Source organism: Nitrincola alkalilacustris (assembly GCF_008973755.1).
GTDB classification, from domain to species: Bacteria; Pseudomonadota; Gammaproteobacteria; order Pseudomonadales; family Balneatricaceae; genus Nitrincola; species Nitrincola alkalilacustris.
This window is the reverse complement of record NZ_WBOM01000004.1, coordinates 1-24,492: the sequence shown is the minus strand read 5'-3', so window position 1 is coordinate 24,492 and position 24,492 is coordinate 1. Positions and strand designations below refer to the sequence as shown.

Sequence of the window (24,492 nt, the reverse complement as noted above, 5' to 3'; positions counted from 1 at the left end):
TTATAAAGTAACAATTGTCAGATGTCTGCTGCCTTAAATCAAGCTTCATTAAACCAGGTTTCATTGTGTACTCGATGAATCTGTCCGGACATTCAATGCTTTGTATCGCCATTCGCCTGTGAGCTTTCTGCTTCCAGGCGCCGTATGATCGAAAGGTAGCGCGGCATGGGGCCGACGTCTTCATACACGGGATCGCCATCCTCCATGCGGATGATCTCAGTGCCTGGTCTGTAGGGCATGCGGGCTTCAAGCTCCTGCAGCATGGTGTGAAAAAGCGCTGCACAGAGATCCTGTATATCAATATCATAAACCTCAGCCAAGGCTTTGAGGCGGATCAGATCTTCATGATCTATCTGTGTGGTGAAGGACTCTCTTCCGGATCGATGTTTGGCATTGTCTTCCAGATTTTGCAGCAGTGTACTGAAATAGTCGTCAGACATAACTCAATCCTCGTGTGGATAGACCTTAATTTGGACGCCTGTAGTGCCATCTATTGTGCCATCTATTGTGCCATCTCCGGCACAGGTTAAGCATAGAAGATAATCAGCCTGGCTGCAGAACATGGAGGGTAATTTAAGATAGCAGATGAATGACCGCCAGGACTGTCCGTGTTATATGAACGTCTTTTCATTTATCATCATCGCTTTTGTGACAGACAGATATTCAGATAAAGGGGAACAACGGTGACGGCTGAGGTGACAATTCTCGTGGGTTCGGTATATGGCAATAGTTCATCGGTTGCCGAGGAGTGCGCCGAGTTGCTGCGTGGTGAGGGCCATGATGTTGAGGTGCTGACCCTGCCGAGTGTCGACGAGGTGATGGCAAAGCCTGATTCGGTGCTGCTGGTGTGCACCTCGACCACCGGTCAGGGGGATATTCCGGATAATCTGGTACCGCTGTTCAGTGAGTTGAAGGATCGTTTTCCATTAATGCCGGGCCGACGCTATGGTTTGATCGCGCTGGGGGACAGCTCCTATGAGACCTTTGCCGATGCCGGCAAGCAGTTTGATGAGCTGTTGCAGGAGTTGCAGGCTGAAAGGCTGGGTGAGGCCCTGTTTATAGATGCTTGCGAGACGGCCGATCCTGAGGGTGAGGCAATTACCTGGTTGCAGAGCTGGAAAACACTGCTTTGATCCTGAATCCGTGCTTTCACTGCCAACTATTTGTATGTGAAAGCATATCCCAGACGCCTTGGGTGAGACGCCGTGAATGCATCCCTGCGGCATATACTCACCCTTTACCTCGAAAGAAAGACCTCCGGGATACGCCCTGAAGTCATGGATTCTGGTTGATATCAGCACTCAATGCTTGATAAAGCCGCGTGATTGGAGGAACGGCAGCATGTGCGGGCGCGACTCCTTCACCAGCATGTCGGACATCTGCTCACTCCAGGTCATCGACTTCTGGCCACCGGTACGGGTGGCGTAGTATTCCCGGACATGCTGGTCATACTCGGCAATTCTGGCCTGATCCTCAGAGTCGTTGTAACGCTCCTGCTTCAGAATCACCGACAGCGGCAAGCGGGGCTTGGCTTCCGGGTTCTGCGCCGGGTGGCCGATACACAATCCAAACACCGGATAGACCAGCTCCGGCAGCTCCAGCAGATCTGCCACTTCCGCTATCTGATTGCGAATCCCACCGATATAGGTGCAGCCAAGCCCCAGAGATTCAGCGGCAATCACAACGTTCTGGGCAAACAGGGCGCAGTCTAATGAGGTCGTGATGAACTGTTCGGTATAGCCGCTGAGCATTTCGGCATCGTGCATATCACAGGCAAGCTTAAGACGTTTCATATCGGCACAGAACACCAGAAAAACAGGCGCGCTGGCCACATAAGCCTGATTGCCCGCGCAGATCGCCAAGCGGTCGCGTACCTCACCCTGACTGACCTGAATTACGGTGCAGGCCTGAATAAAGCTTGATGTAGCAGCACATTGGCCTGCCTGAACCAGCGCTTCGACTGTTGCCTGATCGATCGCCTCATCGGTAAATTTGCGAATGGAGCGGTGTGCATTGAGGAGTTTGATAACGTCGTTCATCTGTATAACAGGTCTCCGAATCAGGGGGTATGGCTTGCCCGTGTTTATCAGGGCTAAGCCGGGATACTGCGAAAAGTCAGATTGATGCGTTCCGACATGGGGCGCTTGCTGCGCATGATAGCATGCTGCCAGTGGTGCTGAGTGGGGCCGCTCATCAGCAGCAAGGACCCATGTTCCAGCGTGATATCCAGCTTCTCGCCTGTCTGTTTGTGTCTCATCTTGAATTGACGTGTCTGGCCGAGGCTTAGAGAAGCGATCACCGGGTTGGTTCCCAGTTCCGGTTCATCATCGCTGTGCCATCCCATACTGTCATTACCATCACGATACAGGTTGATCAGTACGCAGTTGAAATCATGGCCAAGATCCATCAGCCGGTTACGCAGCTGTTCAACACTCGGATCCCAGGGTTCGGCCATCAGCGTCAGGCGCGAATAACGGTATGCAAGCCCTGCATCACCCTGAAAACATTGTAGCCTGGGGATCATCCGCTGCTGGCCGAACAGCTGGATACTATCCTGTCGCCAGGCCAGTTGCCGGGTCAGATGTTGCAGCAGGCGACTGGCTTCTGCCGCTGGAATAAAACCGGGAAAATAGCTCAGCTCGGCATCTTTCGCCAGAAGGTTAACATGATTCATGTGGTTTGACTTATGTAGTGTGGCCTATGTAGTGTGGCCTATGTAGTGTGGCCTATGTAGTTTGACGCAGGTGCCTGGCTCATGCTTCTTGACCCATGTTTCTTGAACATGTTGCCAGACCCATGCAGCCAGACCCATGAGCCAGAATCAGGACTGTGCCAATAACTCCAGTGCCGCTTCGGCCAGTAGTGTTGCGGTATCGATGGCGTTGCTGACATGCGGGATACAGTCGGTAGTGATCACATCTGCTTGAGCACTCAACTGTTGATAGGCGTCACCGGCAAAGATACCGTGTACGCCGATCACGGTTGCTCTGGGCATGCCGGCCTGTCGAAGATGTTGCAGGGTGTTCAGCATGGTTCTGCCGCTGGAGATGATATCGTCGACCAGAACAGGCGTGTACTTCAGATAGGGCTCCAGCTCAGGACTGGACACCGTGACATCGTAATCACCACGCCGCTCCTTTTCCAGAATCTGAAAAGGGGCATCCGCCAGTCTTGCCACTTCGCTGACCCACTGTTCACTCTCACTGTCCGGTCCGATCAGCAGGGGCTGAGGGATACGGGTTTTGATCCAGTTGGCGATCAGAGGCGCTGCGCTGATCGCTTTGGCAGAGAGTGTATAGAGGTCAGACAGATCATGATAGCGATGCAGATGCGGGTCCATGGTCACCAGACAGTCGAACGCGCGTGACAGCAGTGCGGCGAAGGGACGGGAGCTGACGCACTCTCCGGCATGAAAGCGTTTGTCCTGACGCATATAGGCCAGGTAGGGGGTGATCAGACAGAGTCGTCGTGCACCCAGTTCACGCAGGGTATCAGCCAGAAACAGCAGCCTGAGCAGCTTGTCATCCGGATGGAAGAGGTTGCAGAACACCACGATATCCTTGTCGGCGCAGTCATCGTGAACACGCAGATAGCTCTCACCATCGGGAAAGCGTCGCTGCTCCAGCTCACCGGCTTTGGCACCCAGTTGTTGGCAGAGCAGGGCACCCAGTGCCGGATCGGAGTCGAGATTGAACAGCAGTCGTGTTGTCATGAGTGGTCCTGAAATCCATTATCTGCATCAGTGAGAATGATAACCCGTGGGTGGTCATTCAGATAGTCAACGGCATAGTTGAGCTCGCCGACACTTTCGGCATGAATGGTCATCAGGGCGGTATTGGCCTCCACCCGATCACCGACTTTTACATGCAGCTCAACACCTGCCGCGGGGTCAGCCGGGGCACCAGCCAGTTTGGCAACCTTTGCCAACTGGCGGTTATCGATACCGGTGATGGTGCAGGGTTGTTCTGTGATCAGAGCGAACCGATAGGGAGCTATCGGAGGGATTTTCATGCCGCCCTGAGCGGCGCAGATCGCCATGAACTTGTTCCATGCTGCTCCTGACTCCAGTTGCGACAAGGCGATTTTCTGCCCTTCACCCGGTTCCAGGGGTTGTACCATCTCCAGCATCGCACCGGCGATCAATGTGGCGCGCTCCTTGAGATCGGCAGGGGCACCGGGCAGATTCTGCAGAACTGCCAGAATATCATGTGCCTCCAGTGCCGGTCCTATTCCACGGCCGACCGGTTCGGTGCCATCGGTATACAGAACACTGATCACCAGTCCCAGGTTTTCAGCAACAGTCTTGAAGCTGCGGGCCAGCTTATTCGCTGCCTCCAGAGTTCTGACCTTGGCCGTTGGGCCGACAGGAATATCGATCAGTACATGGGTGGCACCTGCTGCGATCTTTTTCGACAGCACCGAGGCGATCAACTGGCCTTCACTGTCGATATCCAATGCACGCTCCACCTGGATCAGCAGATCATCAGCCGGGCTGAGCTTGACTGATCCGCCCCAGGCCAGGCAGCCTCCGACCTTGCGGACCACCTCCCGCATCTCATCCAGCGAGAGGCTGACGTTGGTCAGCGTTTCCATGGTGTCGGCGGTGCCGGCGGGTGAGGTGATGGCGCGTGAGGATGTTTTGGGGATGGTGATGCCACAGGCGGTCAGAATCGGGATCACGATTGGTGTTGTGCGGTTTCCCGGCAGGCCTCCGACACAATGTTTGTCTAGTACCAGTGGCAGTTCCCAGTCGATACGGCTGCCGGCGTTGACCATGGCGCGTGTCAGTGAGGTGATCTCCTCATCATCCAGCTTGTCATCGCCACAGGCTGTGATGAAGGCCGCCAGTTGCACATCAGCATAGTAGCCACCGACGATATCATCGATGATCGCCTGCAACTGCTCCTGATCCAGTCGATGCCCATAGACCTTGGCACGTACATGCGACAGGGAGTGTACCGGGCGCGGATGCGACAGCCAGATAGAGTCATTTTCCTCAACCTGAAGCATCTGCCAGGCACTTTCGGAGAAGCCGACCTGGTCGTCATCCAGCAGTTCACTGGTGATCATGTTCAGTGAGGCGATGATGAGTCGACGGTTAGCGCTGGTGGCCTTGACCCGGGGCAGTGACTCAAAACCTTCCGAGCGGCAGACCGGGCTGTCTGCGCGAAGATAGAGTGTGGGTTCGTGATGGGTGTCGATACCGAGGCGCGTGGCACGCAGTGGAGCAAGCTTTTCGGGTGAATAGATCATGCAGCAGTAATCCTTGGCAGAGCTTTTTTGGCAGAGCTGGCGAAGTCGGAAAAAGACGCTTTACAGCTACAGTGTAGCCGTAAAGCGTGCAAGGGTAGACTGATCCAGCGCAAAGATCGATGATCTCGCTTACTGCCTGAAAACCACCCCCGTCATGTCGGGCAACTGATGCGCGATCCCTTTGTGACAGTCGATGCAGGTGCTCTCCCCACTGGCCAGGGCCGTTGAGTGTTCGCGACTGGCGCGCGGATTCTGGCGTGTAAAGTCCATGGAGTCGAATTCGTGACAGTTGCGGCACTCCAGCGAATCATTGGCCTTCAGGCGATGCCACTCACGCTCAGCCAGCTCCCGGCGCTTGGCTTCAAACTTTTCCGGGGTGTTGATGGTGCCGAAGATCCAGCCCCAGACCTCCTTGGAGGCTTCCATCTTGCGTCCGACCTTGTGTGTCCAGTTGTGCGGCACGTGACAGTCAGAGCAGGTGGCGCGAACGCCGGAGCGGTTGGAGTAGTGGACGGTTGTTTTCAGCTCCTCAAATACATTGTCACGCATCTCATGACAGGCGATGCAGAACTTTTCGGTGTTGGTCACCTCCATGGCGGTATTGAAACCACCCCAGAAGATGATCCCGGCCAGAAATCCACTCAGTGTCAGAAAACCGAGACTGAAGTGAACGCTGGGTCGGCGCAGTAGTGTCCAATAGAACTTCAGCCATTTTTTCACTGTGTACCTCCCTGTTGTTGCCTCCGGGCTGCCTCCTGTTGCAGTACATGATCCATGTTCAGAAAATTGGACTCCACCAGTGGCCGCGCGTCGGTTTGTGGTACATGGCACTGGGTGCAGAAGTACCGGTTGGGTGTGACAGCAGCACGCACCTGATAGTCACGATCCATGAAGTGGGTAATGCTGATCATCGGCGCACCGGCAGCCGGTGCCGCACTGGTACTGTGACAATCAAGACAGCGATTGAAACGCTTGTCGATCTGATAGTCGCGGATACTGTGCGGGATCACTGGCGGTTGCTCGGGATAGTTTCGCACCTCTCTGCCGCTATCTCTGGGGTCGCCGGGAATGGGTGGGGCACTCAATGTCTGGCCCAGGGTACCGCCTTTGCGCAGACCATCAGGAGCACTGGCGTTGAGATCCGGTGCCTCTGCGTGCAGGCTCAGGCTGAAAAGCAGCAGTGTCAGCAGTAGTGATAGTTTCATCGTCAGTACTCCTTTATGCCAGGCTGACCAGTTCCAGACGAACGGCGCACTTCTTGAAATCCGTCTGCAGTGAAATGGGATCGGTTGCATCCAGTACGACCTTGTTGATCAGCTTGGTGGCATCAAAGAAAGGTACATAGATCAGTCCCTGTGGGGTACGGACGCGACCACGGGTTTCCACCCGCGCCTGTATCTCTCCGCGACGGCTGATGATCTTGATTTCGCTGCCACGTCGCCAGCCATTGGCTGCGGCATCATCCGGATGCATGTAGACCAGGGCTTCAGGCACGGCTTTATGCAGCTCGCTGACCCTGCGTGTCATGCTGCCAGTATGCCAGTGCTCCAGCACGCGTCCGGTGCAGAGCCAGAAGGGGTATTCCGCGTCCGGTGATTCGGCAGGGGGCTCGTCCGGTACGGCGAAGATGCGCGCTCGCTTGTCGGGTATGCCGTAGAATTGAAAATCGGTGCCCGCTTCAACATAGGGATCAAGTCCCTCCTTGTAGCGCCACAGGGTTTCCTGGCCATCCACCACAGGCCAGCGCAGGCCGCGGTTACCGTGATAGACATCGAAGTCGGCCAGATCCTTGCCCTTACCTTTGCCGAACTCACGATACTCCTGGAACATCCCTTTCTGGATATAAAAGCCGAAATCGACAGACTCCTGATTCGGATAGCCTTCACGCATATCCTCCAGCGGATAACGATCAACATTGCCATTTTTGAACAGTACCTCGAACAGGGTTTTGCCCCTGAACTCGGGTGCGCTGGCAAGAAACTCTTCCGACCAGACATCATCGGTGCGAATCCGCTGTGACAAAGCGACTGTCTGCCAGAGATCGGAGCGGGCGTCACCGGGGGCATTAACCAATTGATGCCAGAACTGGGTTCTGCGCTCGGCATTGCCGTAGGCACCCTCCTTTTCCACCCAGCTGGCAGCTGGCAGGATCAGATCGGCAGCCTGAGCTGACACGGTCGGGTAGATATCCGAAACGATGACAAAGGCTTCAGGATTGCGCCATCCGGGCAATATCTCCTGCATCACATTGGGGCCTGCCTGGATGTTGTTGGTGACCTGTGTCCAGTACACTTTGATCTCGCCATCCTTCAGTTTGCGACTTTGCAGAACCGTGTGGTAGCCGGGCTTCTCCTGGATAGTACCCGGCGGCACGCGCCAGATCTCCTCTGCTTTGGCGCGGTGCTCCGGATTCATCACCACCATATCGGCAGGCAGCCGGTGAGCAAAGGTGCCGACTTCGCGGGCGGTGCCGCAGGCCGATGGCTGACCGGTCAGTGAGAAGGGGCTGTTACCGGGCGTGGAGATCTTGCCGGTGAGCAGGTGCAGGTTATAGATCAGGTTGTTGACCCAGACGCCACGGGTATGCTGATTGACACCCATGGTCCAGAAGGACATCACCTTCTTGTTCGGATCGGCATAAATCTCGGCCAGGCGTTGCAGGCTGGTCTGAGACACGCCTGACTGTGCCGCAGCCCGTTCCAGCGTGTAGGCACTGACAAACTCGGCAAACTCATCAAACGTCATGTCGGTCCAGCTGTTGGCATTGCCGGCATTCTTTGCAGCCTGCTGCAGCGGGTGCTCGGGGCGCAGGCCATAGCCGATATCATCCGTGCCTCTGAAAAAGTTGGTATGGCGCTCGACGAACGTCTGGTTCACATTGCCCGATTGGATGATGTGATTGGCGATGTAATTGAGAATCACGATATCGGCATTGGGTTTCATCACCATGCCGAGATCGGCCAGATCGAAGGAACGGTGCTCAAAGGTGGAGAGTACCGCGACTTCGGTATGCGGATAGGAGAGGCGGCGATCCGTGACGCGTGTCCATAGGATCGGGTGCATCTCGGCCATGTTGGCGCCCCAGAGTACAAAGGCATCGGCATGCTCGATATCGTCATAGACCCCCATCGGCTCATCCGAGCCGAAGCTGCGCATGAAACCCATGACCGCCGATGCCATGCAATGGCGCGCATTAGGGTCAATATTGTTGCTGCGAAAGCCGGCCTTGAACAGCTTGTTGGCGGCATAGCCTTCCCAGATGGTCCACTGGCCGGAGCCGAACATGGCGACGCTTTCCGGGCCATGAGTCTGGATCGCCGAGATGAATTTCTCAGCCATGATATCCAGCGCCTCGTCCCAACTGACCTCTTCAAAATCACCCTGCTTGTCGTAGACGCCATTGCGCTTGCGCAGCAGGGGCTTGGTCAGACGATCCCTGCCATAGAGTATCTTGGACAGAAAGTAGCCCTTGACGCAGTTCAGGCCACGGTTAACCTCTGATTTCACATCCCCGTGTGTGGCAACTATCTGATTGTCACGTGTGGCTACCATCACACTGCACCCCACCCCGCAGAAGCGACAGGGGGCCTTGTTCCAGTTCAGAGAGGTCAGTTCAATATTGGTGATCAGATTGCTGGCGGCGGCCGGTGCAGACAGGCCGGCAGCAGCGGCTGCTGCAAGACCTGCATTGGCCTTGGCAAATTGACGGCGGGTCATTTTCATAGGGAGGTCTCCATTGTATCCGCATCCTGCTGATCCATCACCTCGTGATAGACCAGCGTGCAGCCAAGCACGCCCGGCTGCTGCTCGATATGGTCGATTGTGGCCAGCACGTCCTGCTGGCTGGTGCATTCGGTGACGAGCACGACCTTGCCCTGCTCGCTCTGAGCCGGAATGTCGAGTTCGGGTTGTGCGTGGGCCCAGTTCAGAAATGCCGAGAGGGTTTCAGGCCTGACATGGGCTACAAAGCTGGCAATATGATGCTCAGAGCTCATTCGGTACCTCCAGCGAAATGGCATTTGACGGACAGCCGGGCAGGCAGTGGCCACAACCGGTGCAGGCGTCGGTGTCGATCACCGGTACAGGCGCTGCACGCAGCCGGGGCTTGAAACCTATGGCGCGCGCCTCGCACTGATCCTGACAGATCTGACAATGCACATTCTGCATTGCGAGGCAGGCGTCGCTGATCTCGGCCTGCCAACTGAACGCGGCCCGCGTGAGATCAAAGACGGATTCAGGGCAGGCGCGAGCACACTCGTTACACAGCGTGCAGCCGCGATCAGTGAAGTTGATTTCGGGAAAACCACCATCTCCCCGATACAGAATCTTCTCCGGACAGGCGCTGATGCATTCAGTGCATCTTGTGCACAGGTCGGTGAAATCTCTTGAGGTCCAGGGCGGCCGCCGGACCGGTCGGGCCATACGTCCGCCCCGGAGAAGCTGGCGTCTGCTGATTGAGATCGTCATGGGTCTGTTCCACTCTTAAACCGGTGGTCCCGGAGGGCCCATGATCAGTTGCGACATCCAGACCAGAAAACCGTAACCGCCGACCGCAGCAAACGTCAGCAGTGGGAAAAGAAACACTATCAAGAAGAGGAAAAGTCGCAGCTCATGACGCTTTCTGTCTTCCTGTGGGAGGGTATCGGGCTCTTCCATAAATCCACCTGGGCTTTATTTCTGTGCATAAAAGCACACTTTTCTTATTGGTTAAAAACCAGCCTAGTTCATGGGTTAAAACTTTGCCAACTGCTATGCTTGATCTGAGTAATGGAAGATGAACCTAAGAGGAGTCGTTTGCATGTGCAATGTCATGTCTGATAATCAGAGGTGGTTATGAATAAGCAAGCCTGTAATCTGTGCCGGGATGATGCACCTCGTCTGAGCCGGGAAGAGGCCGAGCATGAGCTGCAGCAGTTGCCTGAATGGGAGTTGCTGCAGGAGGGTGAGGTGTTGAAGCTGCACAGAGTCTATCGCTTCAAAAATTTTGTCCGGGCGCTGGATTTCACCAACCGTATCGGAACTTTTGCTGAGTCTGTTGGCCATCATCCCGACCTGTTGACCGCCTGGGGGCGCTTAGAGGTTACTTGTTATACGCACAAGATCGGCGGTCTGCAGCAGGGCGACTTCATCTGTGCAGCAGAAACCGAGAAGCGCTATGCCGGTTTGACTGAATCGGAGCTGTAGACCTGACCCACATACTGGTAGAATTCCGGTCTTTGTCAGCCTCTGGATCAGATTGAAACCATGGAACGCAGATATCGGCTAGTACTCTCCTGCCCGGATAGGGTGGGTATTGTCTCAATGGTGAGTAACTTCATCTCCAGTCATGGCGGTTCGATTGCCGACGCCAATCAACACTCGGACCCTTCAACACACCACTTTTTCATGCGGGTGGAAATAAGTGCATCGTCCATTCCCTTTTCGCTGGAGGCGTTGCGGGAGGCATTTGATCCGATAGCTCGCTCCTTCAGCATGGAATGGGATATTTCCGACTCCAGCAAACCCAAAAGGGTGGTGCTGATGGCCAGTCGTGAGGCGCATTGTCTGGCAGATCTGCTCTATCGTTACCATAGTGATGAACTCTTCTGTGAGATCCCCTGTGTGATCTCCAATCATGACAAGCTGCGCAGTATGGTGGAGTGGCACGGCATTCCTTTTTTCCATGTGCCGGTTGACCCTGCCGACAAGCAACCCCATTTTGATCAGGTGGAGCGGTTGATCGCCGAGCATCAGGCTGATGTCATTGTTCTGGCGCGTTACATGCAGATACTGCCGCAAAATCTGTGTCAGCACTATCCACACCGCATCATCAACATACACCACAGCTTCCTGCCATCGTTTGCCGGTGGCAAACCTTATCATCAGGCCCATGAGCGGGGGGTAAAACTGATCGGTGCAACCTGTCATTATGTAACTGAAGAGCTTGATGCTGGCCCGATCATCGATCAGGATGTAACACGGGTCAGTCATCGTGATCAACCTGAAGAGATGGTCAGACTCGGTCGTGATGTCGAGAAAACCGCGCTGGCCAGAGGGTTGCGCTGGCATCTGGAGGACCGCGTGCTGGTGCATGGCAACAAGACCGTTGTTTTTGCATGAGCTTTGCTGGCCTGACGTGGCACTTGGTCTATATTTAAACTCAGCGGTGATGAGATCTGATTAACAGAGACTTACTGTAAAAAAACAGCCGGAAGGAGAGCACGCTATGCTCAGATCTGTAAAAGCACAGGATTACATGGCTACCAGATTGGTTACCTTCAAACCAGACACTGACCTGTTCAGTGCGATCAGAAGCCTCAGAGAATATAAACTCTCGGGTTCGCCCGTTGTCGATGAGAGTGGCAATCTGGTGGGGATGCTGTCGGAGGTCGACTGCCTGCGTGCGATTCTGTCTCAGACCTATCACGAACAGGAGATGGGGAGTGGCGGGCATGTAGGGGATTATATGACGGTTAATGTGGATACGGTTCCGGATGATGCCGATATTATTGCTGTCTCGAAAATGCTGATTGACCGAGGCAGACGCTGCTTGCCGGTTGTAAAGGGAGATAAGCTTGTAGGGTTGATCGGTCGATCCGATGTGCTGCGCGCGGTTGAGGATTTTGCCAAAGATGGTTGAACTGCGTTTTTTTTCCTGTTTATCTGTGATGCTGGATATAGCGTGTCATGACTAACCTGTTACCGGAAAAGCCATTGCTTTTCTATCCTTCGCTGGCGCGAAAACTGGGAAGTGATGAAGCACTGCTGCTGTTCCAGTTGACTGAGCAGGCCAGCATTGGTGGCATTCAGGACAAATCCTCCGTGACCAGTATGACCCTGTCTCAGCCACAGTGGCGCTCTCTGGCTGACTTCTGGGATGCACAGCGTCAGATGGATGCAGCCAACAGTCTTGCCAGGCAGGGTGTGATGGAGATCCAGATCGGTCAGGCCGGTACTGTGACTATCCGTTTGAAGCCTGTTGTTGAACCTGGACGTGCTGTATCCGAATCCGATACTCAGTCATCTCACCCTGCTCCAGTTACGCAAGCGGTGCAAACGAGTCGCCAGGAGCGGATGAATGAGCGACTGCATACCCGTGAGGCGATTGTGCCGGCCAAAGCTGCTGAACCAGGTTTGCAGACCTTGCCGGTATTCGAACGACCACCACCCAGGCAGCAGCCTCAGGCCTCAGGACAGACGAACCTGGCGCGCCAGAAGGGACCGGCACCGACCTTTGGCGGTAGCCTCGGCTGGCGTCGGCAGAAGGATGAGTTACAGGACATTTTTGAACAGCACGAAGAGCGCAATCAGCGCCTGCAGTCGATGCATCTGGGCTGGCAGCCGTCTGAGGCCTTCCATGAACTGCTGCCACGGCATGCGATTCCTGCAGCCTTTGCAGCGGACTGTCTGGATGAGTTTGTTCTCTACTGGCTGGATAAGGATCGTCGTGAAAGCAATTGGGATCAGAAATATCTGGCGTGGGTCAAGCGTGAGTGGGTAAAGAAACAGACACGCGACGCCAGAGAACAGCGCTATGAGCAGGAACGCAATTCAACAGGTATCAACAATGAAAACACCCAGCGAGATACTCGCGACAAGCGAAAACGGGTTACTGCAGCCATCATGGACCTCAAGGACACCGACTGGTGAGTCGGCAGAACAGCAGTCGCGGCCGGGTAATATCTCAGTTGAAACCAAAGCGCATGTGAACATGATCTTTGCCCGCTTCATGGCGATCTACGGGCACAAATTCAAAAGCTGTTTTGAAACCGAAAACGAGATACGCATTGCCAAGCGCGAATGGGCGTTGAGTCTGGCTGGCTTCAGTGAGTCGGAACTGGTGTTGGCGGTAAATCGCTGCAAGGAGACCCTTGCCTGGATGCCGACCATTTCTGAGTTTCTGGCGATCATACGTGATCTGAATGGAGACTTCGGGCTGCCGGGCTTACGCCGCGCCTACCAGGAGGCCTGTCTGCATGCCGATCACCCTGCACAGCACCGCTGGAGTCATCCAGCCGTGTATTGTGCCGGGCGTGAAACTGGCTGGTTTCAGCTGCGCTCCGAGGAGGAGTCGCAGACGTTCCCGCTGTTCACCTACCATTATGAGATCATGTGCCGCAGGGTGCGGCATGGCGAAGATCTGCGCCCACCGGCTCCTGTTGCACTCGAAAACAAGGAAGACAGTACCACAGCGCTCTTTATTCAGCAGTTTGCAAAGGATCACGAGCTTGAAGATGAGCTGGCCTGCAGTCTGCTTTATTATATGAGCAAACCCCGCGGCACCCGCATCCGTGATCGCCTGCGCGCACAGAGCCAGATCAAAGCCGATAGCCTTGGTCTGGGTATCACCTTGCCGGATGAGGCGTCAGTGAGCAGTACCTGAGCCAGATGTTGAAACAAAGGTTGAGCCGAACATCTCACCGATGGCCTGGCTCAGTGCTTCACTGCGCTCAGGATGACGAAACGCCTGCATGATCAGTGCCCGCATCACGGGGCTGAACATCAGGTCTGTGATGATTCGGCTGAACCCCGTTTGACCCGCTTTACCTCTGGCCAGTTGTTCCAGAAACAGTTTCAGAATATCCGGATACTGCAGGCACTCGATACAGCGTGATCCTATCGCCGCGATCACTTCCGGTTCTCGGGAGCAGGGGTGTTGCAGCACCTTCGATATCTCTTCACGCGTCAGACTCTGGCTGCGACAGTTGGATAGCCCTCTGATCAGCGCTGCGACCAGTTCAGGCACAGGCTGCTCCTGAGTCAGCTGGCTGTGAAGTCGGCTGGCCAGTGCGCGGCCCAGATCATGGCTCGGCTGCGCATGTTCCAGCAGTCGTGCAATGATCTGCAGTGGCTGTTCCGGTAAGTGGCTTATCGCGCGGCACAGGCTGGCTTCGTTATCACCCTTATCCAGTCTGGTCGTGAAGTCGGCAATTCCCTGAAAACCCAGATTCTGCCAGTAATCATCAGGCCGTTGGCCGCTGATATACTGCTGCACCTCTTCATAGTACTGCGAAGCCGGTGAGCCGGTGGCAAGGGTAGCCAGCGCATGAAACGTGGCCATCTTCTCCTGATCCGGGGTGAAGGCGAAGGGATTATCCTTCAGCGCATCGCCTGTGGCTTGCTCGCCCTGATGACTCAGTACGTTCTGCAGCAGACGATTGACCATATCATCACGCGCCGCCTGAATCAGAAAACCCTGTTCATCCAGCGGAAACTTCAGAAACCAGATCAGGCTCTGCTCCTTCTGTGCCGGATTCCAGATCAGAAAACCGATCCAGGCGTGGTGCAGAAAAGGAGAGGGGTAGGGGATCTCGTTCTGCTCGATCCGGGCAAAGGTGTCCACGCTGAGTTTGCTGACTCTTCGGCCCATATCAAACAGGCGCAGGCGGTTATCAGCGTGTTGCAATAAACGGGTCAGTGAGGGGGAGGAATCTGTCATGCTGGCCTTTATTTATAAACTTAAGCCAATCAACTTAAGTTAATCAGCTTAATCGGTGGTGAAACGTCAGCACCTGACCCGGTTGATGGGTCAGGGCTTCAGCGTCTCTTCACTCAGCCTCTGGCTTTCTTCAGTGTGTCTGCGATCAGGAATGCCAGCTCCAGAGACTGGTCGGCATTCAGGCGTGGATCACAATGCGTATGATAGCGATCGCCCAGACGATCTTCAGTGATCTGGAACGCACCACCGATACACTCGGTAACGTCTTCACCGGTCATCTCGAAATGCACGCCGCCAGCGTGAGTGCCCTCAGCACGGTGAACCTCGAAGAAGCCTTTCATCTCATTCAGGATGGCATCGACACTGCGGGTTTTATAACCGCTGGAGGCTTTGATGATGTTGCCGTGCATCGGGTCAGAACTCCATACCACAGAGTGCCCTTCTGCTTTTACGGCACGCACGATCGGCGGCAGCAGCTCGGTGATCTTTTCGGAACCCATGCGTGCGATCAGGGTGATGCGTCCAGGTTTGTTGTCTGGATTCAGGATACTCAGCAGGCGTCGCAGATCGTCGATTTTGGTGCTGGGGCCGATCTTGATGCCGATCGGGTTGTGCACGCCGCGCAGGAATTCGACATGGGCATGATCCGGCTGGCGTGTGCGATCACCGATCCACAGCATATGTGCCGAGCAGTCGTACCAGTCGCCGGTCAGGCTGTCCTGACGGGTCAGGGCCTGTTCGTAATGCAGCAACAGTGCTTCGTGCGAGGTATACAGAACCGTTTCACGCAGCTGTGGTGCGCTGGCCGAATTGATACCACAGGACTCCATGAACGCCAGTGCCTGATCTATCTGCTGTGCCAGATGCTGATACTTCTCGCCCTGAGGGCTCTTGCGCACAAAACCGAGGTTCCACTGATGTACCTTGTGCAGATCTGCCAGGCCACCGGTAGCAAAGGCGCGCAACAGATTCAGTGTCGATGCCGACTGATGATAAGCGGACAGCAGGCGTTTCGGATCAGGCGTGCGCGATTCAGCCGTAAAGGCTATGTCGTTGATGATATCGCCACGGTAGCTCGGCAGCTCTATGCCGTCGATGGTCTCGGTGTCGGCAGAGCGAGGCTTGGCGAACTGACCTGCAATACGACCGATCTTGACCACCGGGCAACTGCCGGCAAAGGTCAAGACAACCGCCATCTGCAGCAGCACCTGAAAGGTATTGCGAATTTTGTTGGCATTAAATTCGGCAAAGCTCTCGGCGCAATCACCACCCTGCAGCAGAAAGGATTTTCCGGCGGCAACCGAAGCCAGATCCTGCGTCAGTGAGCGTATCTCACCGGCAAAGACCAGAGGGGGCAATTGGCTCAGGGTTTGCTCAACCTGAATCAGCTCATCCAGTACAGGATAAGCGGGTTGCTGGACGATAGGTTTACTTCTCCAGCTGCTTGAACTCCAGTGTTCCATTAGACTCGTCTGCGTTGTTTAAAAAGTGTGAAAAAAATAGTCAAAGGCAGACAGTTTAAGGCTTTATGGCAAAGAAACAAGGCAGGATTTCCCTGATCACCTCATCCTCAGGCAGATTTGATGCCTGCCAGGTTGCGAAAGGTGATCTCCTTGGCTGTATTGATGAAGTCGGTCATGAATTCTGCACTGGTATGCTCTTCGCGCATGGCAGCATAAAGGGTGCACCAAAGACCACGCTCGCCCAGCGGACGCGCTGCAATATAGTCGCGCTCCAGATACTCATGCAGAGCCCAGCTGGGCAGAGCCGCCACGCCACGACCGCTTGCCACCAGCTGCATGATCATGACGGTCAATTCGGCCGTGCGCACCTGAGCAGGCTCTATCCCCGCGGGGTCCAGAAAGCGGGTAAAGACATCAAGACGTGACTGATCAATCGGATAGGTGATCAGAATTTCCTGTTGCAGATCTTCAGGCTGAATGAATTTGCAAGGGGCCAGGCGGTGATGTCTGCTCAGCGCCAGTACCGCTTCATAGCTGAACAGCGGCGCATAGATGATTCCGGAGCGGGGTTCCGGATCGGATGTGATCACCAGATCCAGATCACCCCGGATCAGCGCCGGCAGCGGCTGGAAACTGAAGCCGGTCGACAGATCCAGCTCAACCTCAGGCCAGTTCTGGCGGAAATAATCTATGGTCGGCATCAGCCAGTCGAAGCAGCTATGGCACTCGATACAGATATTGAGCCGGCCGGTTTCGCCACCGGCAAGTCTGGCGATATCCCGTTCGGCGCTGCGGATCATCGGCAGTACATCATCGGCCAGTGCCAGCAACCGTTGTCCGGCGCTGGTGAAGGAGATGGGCTTGGTTTTACGGATGAAGAGTGAGCAGTTCAGGCGCTCCTCCAGATCCTTGATCTGATGAGACAGAGCTGATTGAGTCAGATGAACCCGCTCAGCGGCTTCTACCAGACTCCCGGCATCGCGCAGAGCGGTCAAGGTTTTCAGATGACGTAGTTCTACCATGCTCACTCCGGTGAATGTGTTGCGTCACAGGTTGCCTTACAGGTGTGTATCGGGGTTCGGGTGACAGTGTTAATCCAGTATAGCGAGGGGAATGGGATAACGCGAGTATGTGTCAATTTTGATTTAAACCGAATCAGCCTGAAGCTCATTCAGTATGATCTGGATCAGTAACATGAGTCGGGCGAACAATCCGGTCCGTTATCTTGTCTATACTGAAGCATTAATAGTATCAATAAATGGCAGAAAGGTTTCTGCCTGCTGCAGTAAAAGGAAAACATCATGGCGATCAGAGTGGCAATCAATGGGTATGGTCGAATCGGGCGTAATATTCTCAGGGCTCACTACGAAGGCAATAAACAGCATGATATACAGATAGTGGCGGTGAATGATCTCGGGGATATCGAGATCAATGCACTGCTGACCCAATACGATACTGTGCATGGCCGTTTTCCGGCCAGTGTCGAGACCACTGACACAGGGTTGCTGGTGAATGGTGATCCGATTCGCGTTTTGGCAGAGTCTGACCCGGCAAAACTGCCCTGGAAAGAGCTGGGGGTGGATATTGTGCTGGAGTGCACAGGACGCTTCAACAGCCGTGAGGGTGCTGCCAGGCATCTTGAAGCAGGTGCCAGTAAGGTGATTCTGTCTGCGCCAGGTGGTAAGGGGATGGATGCAACGGTTGTATACGGTATCAATCATCAGATACTGAAGGCCAGTGACCGCATCATCTCCAATGCAAGCTGTACCACCAACTGTCTTGCGCCGCTGATCAAACCTCTGCATGACGGTATAGGGGTGGAGAGTGGTCTGATGACCACAGTGCATGCCTATACCAATGATCAGAATCTGACCGATGTTTATCACAAGGATATCCGGCGGGCGCGCAGTGCCACCATGAGCATGATTCCGACCAAGACCGGTGCTGCCGCAGCAGTAGGGCTGGTGCTGCCTGAGTTGAATGGCAAGCTTGATGGCTATGCGATCAGAGTGCCGACTATTAATGTTTCGATGGTGGATCTTTCCTTTGTTGCCAGTCGGGATACGTCTGTCGAAGAGGTCAATGCTCTGTTGAAAGAGGCCAGCGAAGGGGGGCTGAAAGGGGTGCTTGAATACTCAACTCTGCCGCTGGTGAGTATCGATTTCAATCATACCTGTGCATCCAGTATTTATGATTCCACGTTGACCCGGGTGATGGGTAGGCTGGTCAAGGTGTGCAGCTGGTATGACAATGAGTGGGGGTTTTCCAACCGCATGCTGGATACGGCGGTCGCGTTGGCGCAAGCGAAATAGGTGAAGTGAGAGGTTGATTGAGGGCTGAGGTTCATTCCTCGGCCCTCAGCCCCAGAATCGCTGTGCGATATCAGGGTACGAGCAGAAACTCGATCAGCGCCTTCTGTGCATGCAGGCGGTTTTCCGCTTCGTCAAACGCCACACAGCGAGGGTCATCCATCATTGATGCGCTGACCTCCTCGCCACGATGTGCCGGCAGGCAGTGCATGAACAGTGCATCACGGTTGGCCAGGTCCATCAGCTCAGGGGTTACCTGATAACCGGTAAAGGCACGTAATCTTTCACGCTGCTCCTCCTCCTGACCCATTGATGCCCAGACATCCGTGACCACCAGATCACTGCCGGTGACAGCTTCCTGTGGGCTTTCGAGCACTGTGACCCTGCCACTGCTGGCAGCGACGATATCAGCATCCGGCTCAAAACCTTTCGGGCAGGCAACACGCAGTTTGAAGTCGAACTGTTCGGCTGCATTGATGTAGGAGTTGCACATGTTATTGCCATCGCCGATCCAGACAACTGTCTTGCCCTGAATACTGCCGCGCTTTTCGTGCCAGGTCTGCATGTCGGCCAGCAGCTGACAGGGGTGGAAGCTGTCGGTGAGCGCATTGATCACCGGCACGCGAGAGTAGCTGGCAAAGGTTTCGACAGACTCATGGCTGAAGGTTCGAATCATGACGATGTCGACCATGCTGGAGATCACGCGTGCCGTATCTTCAATCGGTTCGCCGCGCCCGAGCTGAGTATCACGCGACGAGAGGAACATGGCATGGCCACCGAACTGAGCCATGCCAGCCTCAAAGGAAACGCGGGTTCGGGTGGACGCTTTTTCGAAAATCATCGCCATGACACGGTTTTTCAGCGGCTCATAGAGCTCGCCGCGATTGCGCATCTGTTTGAGTTCAATGGCGCGAGCGATCAGGGTGCTCAGCTCATCGGGTGTCAGATCCTTCAGGGTCAGAAAATGTCTTATAGTCATAAACTCTGCCGACAGCTTGGCTGTCGACTCCAACAGTCAGGTTTTTGAAATACTGCTCTGCTTCAGGTGGTCTTGATCAACTGTCGCGCTCATCGCCGGCATACACGCGGATCAGCTGCGAAATCGTGTGGATCATCAGATCGGCTTCCGCCTGCGTCATGATCAGCGGTGGCAGAAGACGGATAACCTTGCCACCACCTGTGATGTTAAGCAATACACCTTTCACCTTAGCCAATACGGCAAGCTCAGTGCCGGCTTCGGTCAGTTCTATGCCGATCATCAGCCCTTTGCCGCGAATTTCGCGCACATATGGGGTGTTGGCCAGCTCGATATGGAAGCCATCCAGAATATACTGCCCGAGAGAAGCTGCATGGGTCAGCAGCGAATCCTTTTCAATCGTATCGATCACAGCCAGTGCCGCAGCACATGCTAGTGGGTTGCCACCATAGGTGGAGCCATGGTTGCCGGGACCGAACAAACTGGCCGCAGCACCTTTAGCCAGGCAGGCACCGATCGGCATGCCGTTGCCGAGGCCTTTAGCCGTGGTGACAACATCCGGCATGATCGATGTATGCTGATAAGCAAAATACTGCCCGGTACGACCATTACCTGTCTGGACTTCATCCAGCATCAGCAGCCAGCCCTTGTCATCACAGATTTTGCGCAGGGCTTCCAGATAACCGGGAGCTGCCATGTGAATGCCGCCTTCACCCTGGATCGGCTCAACCAGAATCGCTGCTACGTCGTTGTTGTGACGTGCTATCTGTTCAATGGCGTCCAGATCATTGAAGGGTGCCCGAACAAAGCCACTGACCAGAGGTTCAAAGCCAGCCTGAATGGCTCTGTTGCCTGTAGCGCTCAAGGTAGCCAGAGTGCGACCGTGGAAAGAGTTCTCCATGACTATGATTGCAGGTTTATCTATCCCTTTGGCATGTCCATGCTTGCGTGCAAGCTTGATCGCGGCTTCGTTGGCTTCGGCGCCGGAGTTGCAGAAGAACACATTATCCATGCCGGAAATGTTCGTCAGCTTTTCAGCCAGCTTCTGTTGCAGGGGAATAGTGTAGATGTTGGAGCAGTGGATCAGCTTGCCAGCCTGGTCACAGATAGCCTGTGTGACGGCAGGATGAGCATGACCTAGCCCCGTGACAGCTATACCGCTCAGAGCATCCAGATATTTGTGCCCGTCCGTATCATAGATCCAGACACCCTTACCGTGATCGAATGCGACCGAGAGCCGGTTATAAGTATTCATCAGTGGCTGTGTGGCCATGTTTTACTCTCCCTGCAAACGCAAAAAGGCAGCCAAGGCTGCCAGACAGAGGAACATTCTATTGTCTGGACTGTTTTTAATCAATTATAACCATAAGATTAAACCGGGCATGGTTGAAATGTGAATTTCTGCCGCCATAGTATGATGCAGGATCAATTCGAGATGTTCTGAGGTAAGCCTGTCAAAGGGCGGTGCCAGACCGATAAGCCGGCTCTGAGTTCCACTGCTGCCTGAATAAAACAGTTACCTGAGCAAAACTGTCGGATATGGTATACTTCAGAGGTTCCCCGGCCGGGAGCCGAGGCTAACATGACTGATGAAAGGTGCTTAAATGAGTGTTGTTGATACTATCAAGGAGCAGATTGGCGAAAACCCGATACTGCTTTACATGAAAGGTACGCCTCGCTTCCCGCAGTGTGGTTTTTCTGCTCGTGCGACTGAAGCGATCATGGCTTGCGGCGAGCGTTTTGCGTTTGTGAATATCCTGGAGCATCCGGATATTCGTGCCGAGTTGCCAAAATACGCCAACTGGCCAACCTTCCCGCAACTCTGGGTAAACGGTGAACTGGTAGGCGGATGCGACATCATCAGCGAAATGAGCGAAAGCGGTGAGCTGGAAACTCTGATCAAGGCCGCAGTCGTCCAGGCAGCAACTGATAAGCCTGCAGAGTGATTTGACAAAGCAACACCCCGCCCGGCATCTCTGTGTCGGGCGGGGTGTTCTGATTTTTACAACCTGACATTCATAAACAAATGGAGATAGAAAAAATGGGAGTACTTGTTGGTAAGCAAGCACCTGACTTTACTGCAGCAGCGGTTCTGGGCGATGGTTCCATTGTTGACAGCTTCAACCTGAAGCAGGAAACAGAAGGTCGTTATTCTCTGGTGTTTTTCTACCCACTGGATTTCACTTTCGTTTGCCCATCTGAGTTGATCGCACTGGATCACCGTATGGATGCATTCAAAGAGCGTGGTGTGGAAGTGATCGGGGTCTCTATCGATTCACAGTTCACTCACAACGCATGGCGTAACACCCCTGTTAACCAGGGTGGTATCGGACCAGTCAAATATACTCTGGTTGCAGACGTCAAACACGAAATCTGCCAGGCCTATGATGTTGAAGCGGATGCCGGTGTTGCGTTCCGTGGCGCCTTCCTGATCGACAACAAAGGCGTTGTACGCGCTCAGATCGTCAACGACCTGCCACTGGGTCGCAACATCGACGAACTGATCCGTCTGGTTGACGCACTGCAGTTCCATGAAGAGCACGGCGAAGTCTGCCCAGCTGGCTGGAACAAAGGCGACCAGGGCATGGACGCTTCACCTGTTGGTGTTGCCAAGTACCTGTCTGAGTCTGCTGACAAGCTGTAATAGCACTCGGAATCAAAAAAACCCGCCACGCTGAATGGCGGGTTTTTTTATGCCTGAAAAAAGAGGGAAAAAATGGAAAAGAAAAGGGGTCAGGTACATTTACATTTGGTACATTTACATTTAAGGGAAAAGGGTCAGGTACATTCATGTGCATTGGGGTGTCGCATGCATCTGCATAGGCGCTTTACACAACATCCAAAGTCGCTTTCACCCGGTCCAGCACTACGATGGTTCTGAACCACTTTACATTCGGGTTGTTGTGGAATAGTCGGTCGCAGATCTCCTGAAATGCTGTCATGTTCGGGACCAGGATTACCAGCATGAAATCAGCATCACCCGTGACATAGTAGCACTGCTGAATCTCCGGACCGGAAAAGCTTGACTTAAGCTGCTCCAGCTCCGTGGTATGGGTTTTCTCGACATGTACTTCCACCAGAAGGGTGATCACCTGACCAAGGCGATCGGGATCGAGCACGGCTACATTGGCTTGAATGTAACCGGTTTCCTTGAGTCTTTGTATCCTGCGCTGCACGGTGGCGGTTGAAAGGTGCACGGCTTCGGCCAGTTCGCGCAAAGGTGTCTGGCAATTTTTCTGTAACCGCTCAAGCAGATCGAGATCAAACTTATCCAGGGTCAACTTATCAAGGGGCAGAGCCGGCTTCATGTGAGAAATTTTCTCATATCTGTGGTGTAAATATGGCACCTTTATCAAGTCTTGCGTAATAAAATACGGCTTCCTGATAACTTTCACAAGAAATCAAATATGTACTCAGCCCCTAATACTGCGCTTGGCGTCGCATTGAATGTGATTGCTTCGGTGTTCTTCGCGTTGATGTTTGCCTATACCGCCCTGCTCACGGCGCTGGGAGGCGAGGAGATCTATGGCTGGCGTATTTTTCTGACATTTCCCTGTCTGACGTTGTTTATCCTGCTCAGAGGTTACTGGCCGCAGGTGGTGAGCATTTATCAACGCCTGTATCGCGAGCGTTATTTCTGGGCCACCCGGTTAGTATCCTCATTTTTGTTGGGTGTGCAGTTGTGGCTATTCATGTGGGCACCGGTTAACGGCTATGGCCTGGCGGTCTCGCTCGGTTATTTCATCCTGCCCATCACCATGGTGATCATCGGGCGCATCGCCTTCAATGATCGTATGTCACGCTTTCAGCAACTGGCCTGTGTGTTTGCCGTACTGGGTATTCTGAATCAACTGGCGCTGTCGCAAACCCTTACCTGGCCTACTCTGGCGGTGTGCCTGGGCTATCCGGGCTACTTCTGGCTGCGGCGTAAAACAGACACCAACAATATCGGTGGCCTCTGGTTGGATATGGCGTTGAGTCTGCCGGTGAGTCTGTTCTTTATTATTCAGGGTGGTCAGGTGATCTCTGCACTGGACACGAGTCTGAATCTTCTGTGGCTGGTGTTGGGTTTGGGCTTGATCAGTGCGCTGGCGCTGGCTTTTCAGGCGCTGTCGGCACCTCACCTGAACCTGAGTCTGTTTGGATTGCTGATCTATGTCGAGCCTGTGCTGCTCTTGCTGGTGGCATTTTTGCTGGGTGAAACCATAAGTCCAGCGGAATGGCCCACTTATATTGCCATCTGGTTGGCGGTGATGGTATTAGTGCTTGAAGGGGTGCGGAGTTTGCGCAAACAGCAGAAACTCAGTAAATCCTGATAAAAAAGGGCCAGGTACATTTAGCTTCATTTAGCTTATCCGCTTAACGGCTCAGTTCTGCTCTGCAAAAGGCTGGTTGATCGCCCCGAAGTACTCAAGCTGCAACCGCCGATAATCGGTGCTGGCCTGATAGGTTTTGAGTGCCTGATCGAACTGCTGTTGCAGTAGTGGGTCACGAAAGGCGCAGCGATAGTCACTGGGTGGGAATAAAAGGTGCAGATTGATTGGTTGGTGGTCATTGGCGACGCGGCGATAGTATTGGAAGATGTTGATATCCATGACGGCTGCGTCGATGCGCCTTAGTAGTAAAAGATCGACCTGAGATTGTTGGTTCGTAACTTCTGTGTAGCGTCCAAACTGTTCGATCGATTGTTCATACTCTGTTCCCAGCACCCGGCTGGCACCCTGAAATGCGACGACATTCAATCCGGAAAGGTCGTCCAGTTCATCAATCGAGTAGTTATTCTCTCGCAAAGTGATGACGGCGTTCTGATAGCGGATATAAGGCTGCGAATATAGCAGCTGATTTGAGGTTTCCTGCACTCCCTGCAGGGTGGCAATATCCGCATTGCCCTGCTCCAGCAGATAGCTGATCCGGGCGTTGAGGCTGTCGGAAAAGTCCCACAGCCTTTGGCTGACGCGACAGACAAAGGCTAGAATCAGGTAACAGAACTTTACCTCACAGGTGGCAAGGGATGGCGCGGTATAAACACTACGATTACAACCAAACCAAGATGATCCCGCTGCGGTTTGCGGA

General features: G+C 54.2%; 28 protein-coding genes. 10 read left to right on the top strand and 18 right to left on the bottom strand.

Translation table 11 applies throughout. From position 1 onward, the window contains the following. Positions 1-92: 92 nt before the first annotated feature. Positions 93-440: a hypothetical protein gene (locus F7R27_RS08060; protein ID WP_151703744.1), complete on the bottom strand. Its 348-nt coding sequence runs from the start codon at positions 438-440 to the stop codon at positions 93-95. A 255-nt stretch (positions 441-695) separates the two neighbouring features. Here F7R27_RS08060 and F7R27_RS08055 point away from each other — a divergent pair, with 255 nt between their 5' ends. Next, positions 696-1,133, top strand: coding sequence for a flavodoxin (locus F7R27_RS08055; RefSeq protein ID WP_240776304.1), 438 nt, complete (start codon positions 696-698; stop codon positions 1,131-1,133). A gap of 168 nt (positions 1,134-1,301) precedes the next feature. Here the strand turns inward: F7R27_RS08055 and nfsA are convergent, their stop codons facing one another. From nfsA to napE, 10 genes are all read right to left on the bottom strand, one after another. Beyond that, positions 1,302-2,039 carry an oxygen-insensitive NADPH nitroreductase gene (gene nfsA, locus F7R27_RS08050; RefSeq protein WP_151703742.1) on the bottom strand — a complete coding sequence of 246 codons (738 nt, stop codon included), beginning with the start codon at positions 2,037-2,039 and terminating at the stop codon, positions 1,302-1,304. A gap of 53 nt (positions 2,040-2,092) precedes the next feature. After that, positions 2,093-2,674: an alpha-ketoglutarate-dependent dioxygenase AlkB family protein gene (locus F7R27_RS08045; protein WP_151703741.1), complete on the bottom strand. Its 582-nt coding sequence runs from the start codon at positions 2,672-2,674 to the stop codon at positions 2,093-2,095. 147 nt (positions 2,675-2,821) lie between these two features. After that, entirely contained in the window at positions 2,822-3,712 is an 891-nt protein-coding gene (locus tag F7R27_RS08040) for a ribose-phosphate pyrophosphokinase (protein ID WP_151703740.1), read from the bottom strand. Beyond that, a complete protein-coding gene (locus F7R27_RS08035; protein WP_151703739.1) occupies positions 3,709-5,253 on the bottom strand; it encodes a thymidine phosphorylase family protein in 1,545 nt (514 codons plus the stop codon). Before F7R27_RS08035 ends, F7R27_RS08040 begins: the two co-directional genes overlap by 4 nt. Positions 5,254-5,382: 129 nt before the next feature. Further along, positions 5,383-5,973: a NapC/NirT family cytochrome c gene (locus F7R27_RS08030; RefSeq protein WP_151703738.1), complete on the bottom strand. Its 591-nt coding sequence runs from the start codon at positions 5,971-5,973 to the stop codon at positions 5,383-5,385. After that, positions 5,970-6,458 (bottom strand): nitrate reductase cytochrome c-type subunit, encoded by a 489-nt coding sequence (locus F7R27_RS08025; protein WP_151703737.1) that lies wholly within the window; start codon positions 6,456-6,458, stop codon positions 5,970-5,972. Before F7R27_RS08025 ends, F7R27_RS08030 begins: the two co-directional genes overlap by 4 nt. 13 nt (positions 6,459-6,471) lie before the next feature. Continuing rightward, positions 6,472-8,976, bottom strand: coding sequence for a nitrate reductase catalytic subunit NapA (gene napA / locus F7R27_RS08020; RefSeq protein WP_151703736.1), 2,505 nt, complete (start codon positions 8,974-8,976; stop codon positions 6,472-6,474). After that, entirely contained in the window at positions 8,973-9,248 is a 276-nt protein-coding gene (locus F7R27_RS08015) for a chaperone NapD (protein WP_168927456.1), read from the bottom strand. Before F7R27_RS08015 ends, napA begins: the two co-directional genes overlap by 4 nt. Then, positions 9,238-9,720, bottom strand: a complete 483-nt coding sequence (napF, locus tag F7R27_RS08010; RefSeq protein WP_151703734.1) for a ferredoxin-type protein NapF — start codon at positions 9,718-9,720, stop codon at positions 9,238-9,240. Before napF ends, F7R27_RS08015 begins: the two co-directional genes overlap by 11 nt. Positions 9,721-9,735: 15 nt before the next feature. After that, complete coding sequence (napE, locus tag F7R27_RS08005; protein WP_151703733.1) at positions 9,736-9,909, bottom strand: periplasmic nitrate reductase, NapE protein; 174 nt, start codon at positions 9,907-9,909, stop codon at positions 9,736-9,738. A gap of 177 nt (positions 9,910-10,086) precedes the next feature. Between napE and F7R27_RS08000 the strand changes: the two genes are divergently transcribed. The 5 genes from F7R27_RS08000 to F7R27_RS07980 all read left to right on the top strand — a co-directional run bounded on the left by F7R27_RS08000 (position 10,087) and on the right by F7R27_RS07980 (position 13,615). Next, entirely contained in the window at positions 10,087-10,437 is a 351-nt protein-coding gene (locus F7R27_RS08000) for a 4a-hydroxytetrahydrobiopterin dehydratase (protein ID WP_151703732.1), read from the top strand. Positions 10,438-10,497: 60 nt separating this feature from the next. Continuing rightward, positions 10,498-11,352: a formyltetrahydrofolate deformylase gene (gene purU / locus F7R27_RS07995; protein WP_151703731.1), complete on the top strand. Its 855-nt coding sequence runs from the start codon at positions 10,498-10,500 to the stop codon at positions 11,350-11,352. A gap of 106 nt (positions 11,353-11,458) precedes the next feature. Further along, on the top strand, positions 11,459-11,872 hold the full coding sequence (locus F7R27_RS07990; RefSeq protein WP_151703730.1) for a CBS domain-containing protein: 414 nt from the start codon (positions 11,459-11,461) through the stop codon (positions 11,870-11,872). A gap of 47 nt (positions 11,873-11,919) precedes the next feature. Beyond that, entirely contained in the window at positions 11,920-12,882 is a 963-nt protein-coding gene (locus F7R27_RS07985) for a DnaT-like ssDNA-binding domain-containing protein (RefSeq protein ID WP_151703729.1), read from the top strand. Continuing rightward, complete coding sequence (locus tag F7R27_RS07980; protein WP_240776303.1) at positions 12,800-13,615, top strand: replication protein P; 816 nt, start codon at positions 12,800-12,802, stop codon at positions 13,613-13,615. Before F7R27_RS07985 ends, F7R27_RS07980 begins: the two co-directional genes overlap by 83 nt. Here the strand turns inward: F7R27_RS07980 and F7R27_RS07975 are convergent. The 3 genes from F7R27_RS07975 to F7R27_RS07965 all read right to left on the bottom strand — a co-directional run bounded on the left by F7R27_RS07975 (position 13,598) and on the right by F7R27_RS07965 (position 17,156). Next, on the bottom strand, positions 13,598-14,671 hold the full coding sequence (locus tag F7R27_RS07975; RefSeq protein WP_151703728.1) for a DUF3549 family protein: 1,074 nt from the start codon (positions 14,669-14,671) through the stop codon (positions 13,598-13,600). The two genes, F7R27_RS07980 and F7R27_RS07975, sit on opposite strands and share 18 nt — an antisense overlap. A 113-nt stretch (positions 14,672-14,784) precedes the next feature. After that, on the bottom strand, positions 14,785-16,134 hold the full coding sequence (locus tag F7R27_RS07970; RefSeq protein WP_151703727.1) for a class II 3-deoxy-7-phosphoheptulonate synthase: 1,350 nt from the start codon (positions 16,132-16,134) through the stop codon (positions 14,785-14,787). Between the two features lie 107 nt (positions 16,135-16,241). Beyond that, positions 16,242-17,156, bottom strand: a complete 915-nt coding sequence (locus tag F7R27_RS07965) for a LysR family transcriptional regulator (protein ID WP_151703726.1) — start codon at positions 17,154-17,156, stop codon at positions 16,242-16,244. A gap of 279 nt (positions 17,157-17,435) precedes the next feature. Here F7R27_RS07965 and gap point away from each other — a divergent pair, with 279 nt between their 5' ends. Further along, positions 17,436-18,446 carry a type I glyceraldehyde-3-phosphate dehydrogenase gene (gene gap / locus F7R27_RS07960; RefSeq protein WP_151703725.1) on the top strand — a complete coding sequence of 337 codons (1,011 nt, stop codon included), beginning with the start codon at positions 17,436-17,438 and terminating at the stop codon, positions 18,444-18,446. Between the two features lie 70 nt (positions 18,447-18,516). On the opposite strand, the gene argF is transcribed toward gap, so the two are convergent. Both argF and F7R27_RS07950 read right to left on the bottom strand, forming a co-directional pair. Beyond that, the gene (gene argF / locus F7R27_RS07955) at positions 18,517-19,422 is read right to left on the bottom strand and encodes an ornithine carbamoyltransferase (protein ID WP_151703724.1); all 906 of its coding nucleotides are present in this window, start codon (positions 19,420-19,422) and stop codon (positions 18,517-18,519) included. Positions 19,423-19,498: 76 nt separating this feature from the next. Then, positions 19,499-20,692 (bottom strand): aspartate aminotransferase family protein, encoded by a 1,194-nt coding sequence (locus tag F7R27_RS07950; protein WP_151703723.1) that lies wholly within the window; start codon positions 20,690-20,692, stop codon positions 19,499-19,501. Positions 20,693-21,023: 331 nt separating this feature from the next. Between F7R27_RS07950 and grxD the strand changes: the two genes are divergently transcribed. Both grxD and F7R27_RS07940 read left to right on the top strand, forming a co-directional pair. Further along, the gene (gene grxD / locus F7R27_RS07945; RefSeq protein ID WP_151703722.1) at positions 21,024-21,365 is read left to right on the top strand and encodes a Grx4 family monothiol glutaredoxin; all 342 of its coding nucleotides are present in this window, start codon (positions 21,024-21,026) and stop codon (positions 21,363-21,365) included. Between the two features lie 95 nt (positions 21,366-21,460). Beyond that, entirely contained in the window at positions 21,461-22,063 is a 603-nt protein-coding gene (locus F7R27_RS07940) for a peroxiredoxin (RefSeq protein ID WP_151703721.1), read from the top strand. A gap of 184 nt (positions 22,064-22,247) precedes the next feature. Here the strand turns inward: F7R27_RS07940 and F7R27_RS07935 are convergent, their stop codons facing one another. Next, a complete protein-coding gene (locus tag F7R27_RS07935; protein ID WP_206060455.1) occupies positions 22,248-22,727 on the bottom strand; it encodes an Lrp/AsnC family transcriptional regulator in 480 nt (159 codons plus the stop codon). A 99-nt stretch (positions 22,728-22,826) separates the two neighbouring features. Here F7R27_RS07935 and rarD point away from each other — a divergent pair, with 99 nt between their 5' ends. Continuing rightward, a complete protein-coding gene (rarD, locus tag F7R27_RS07930) occupies positions 22,827-23,735 on the top strand; it encodes an EamA family transporter RarD (RefSeq protein WP_151703720.1) in 909 nt (302 codons plus the stop codon). A gap of 51 nt (positions 23,736-23,786) precedes the next feature. Here the strand turns inward: rarD and F7R27_RS07925 are convergent. Further along, positions 23,787-24,492: substrate-binding periplasmic protein (locus F7R27_RS07925; RefSeq protein WP_151703719.1), on the bottom strand; the 706-nt coding region annotated here is incomplete at its 5' end.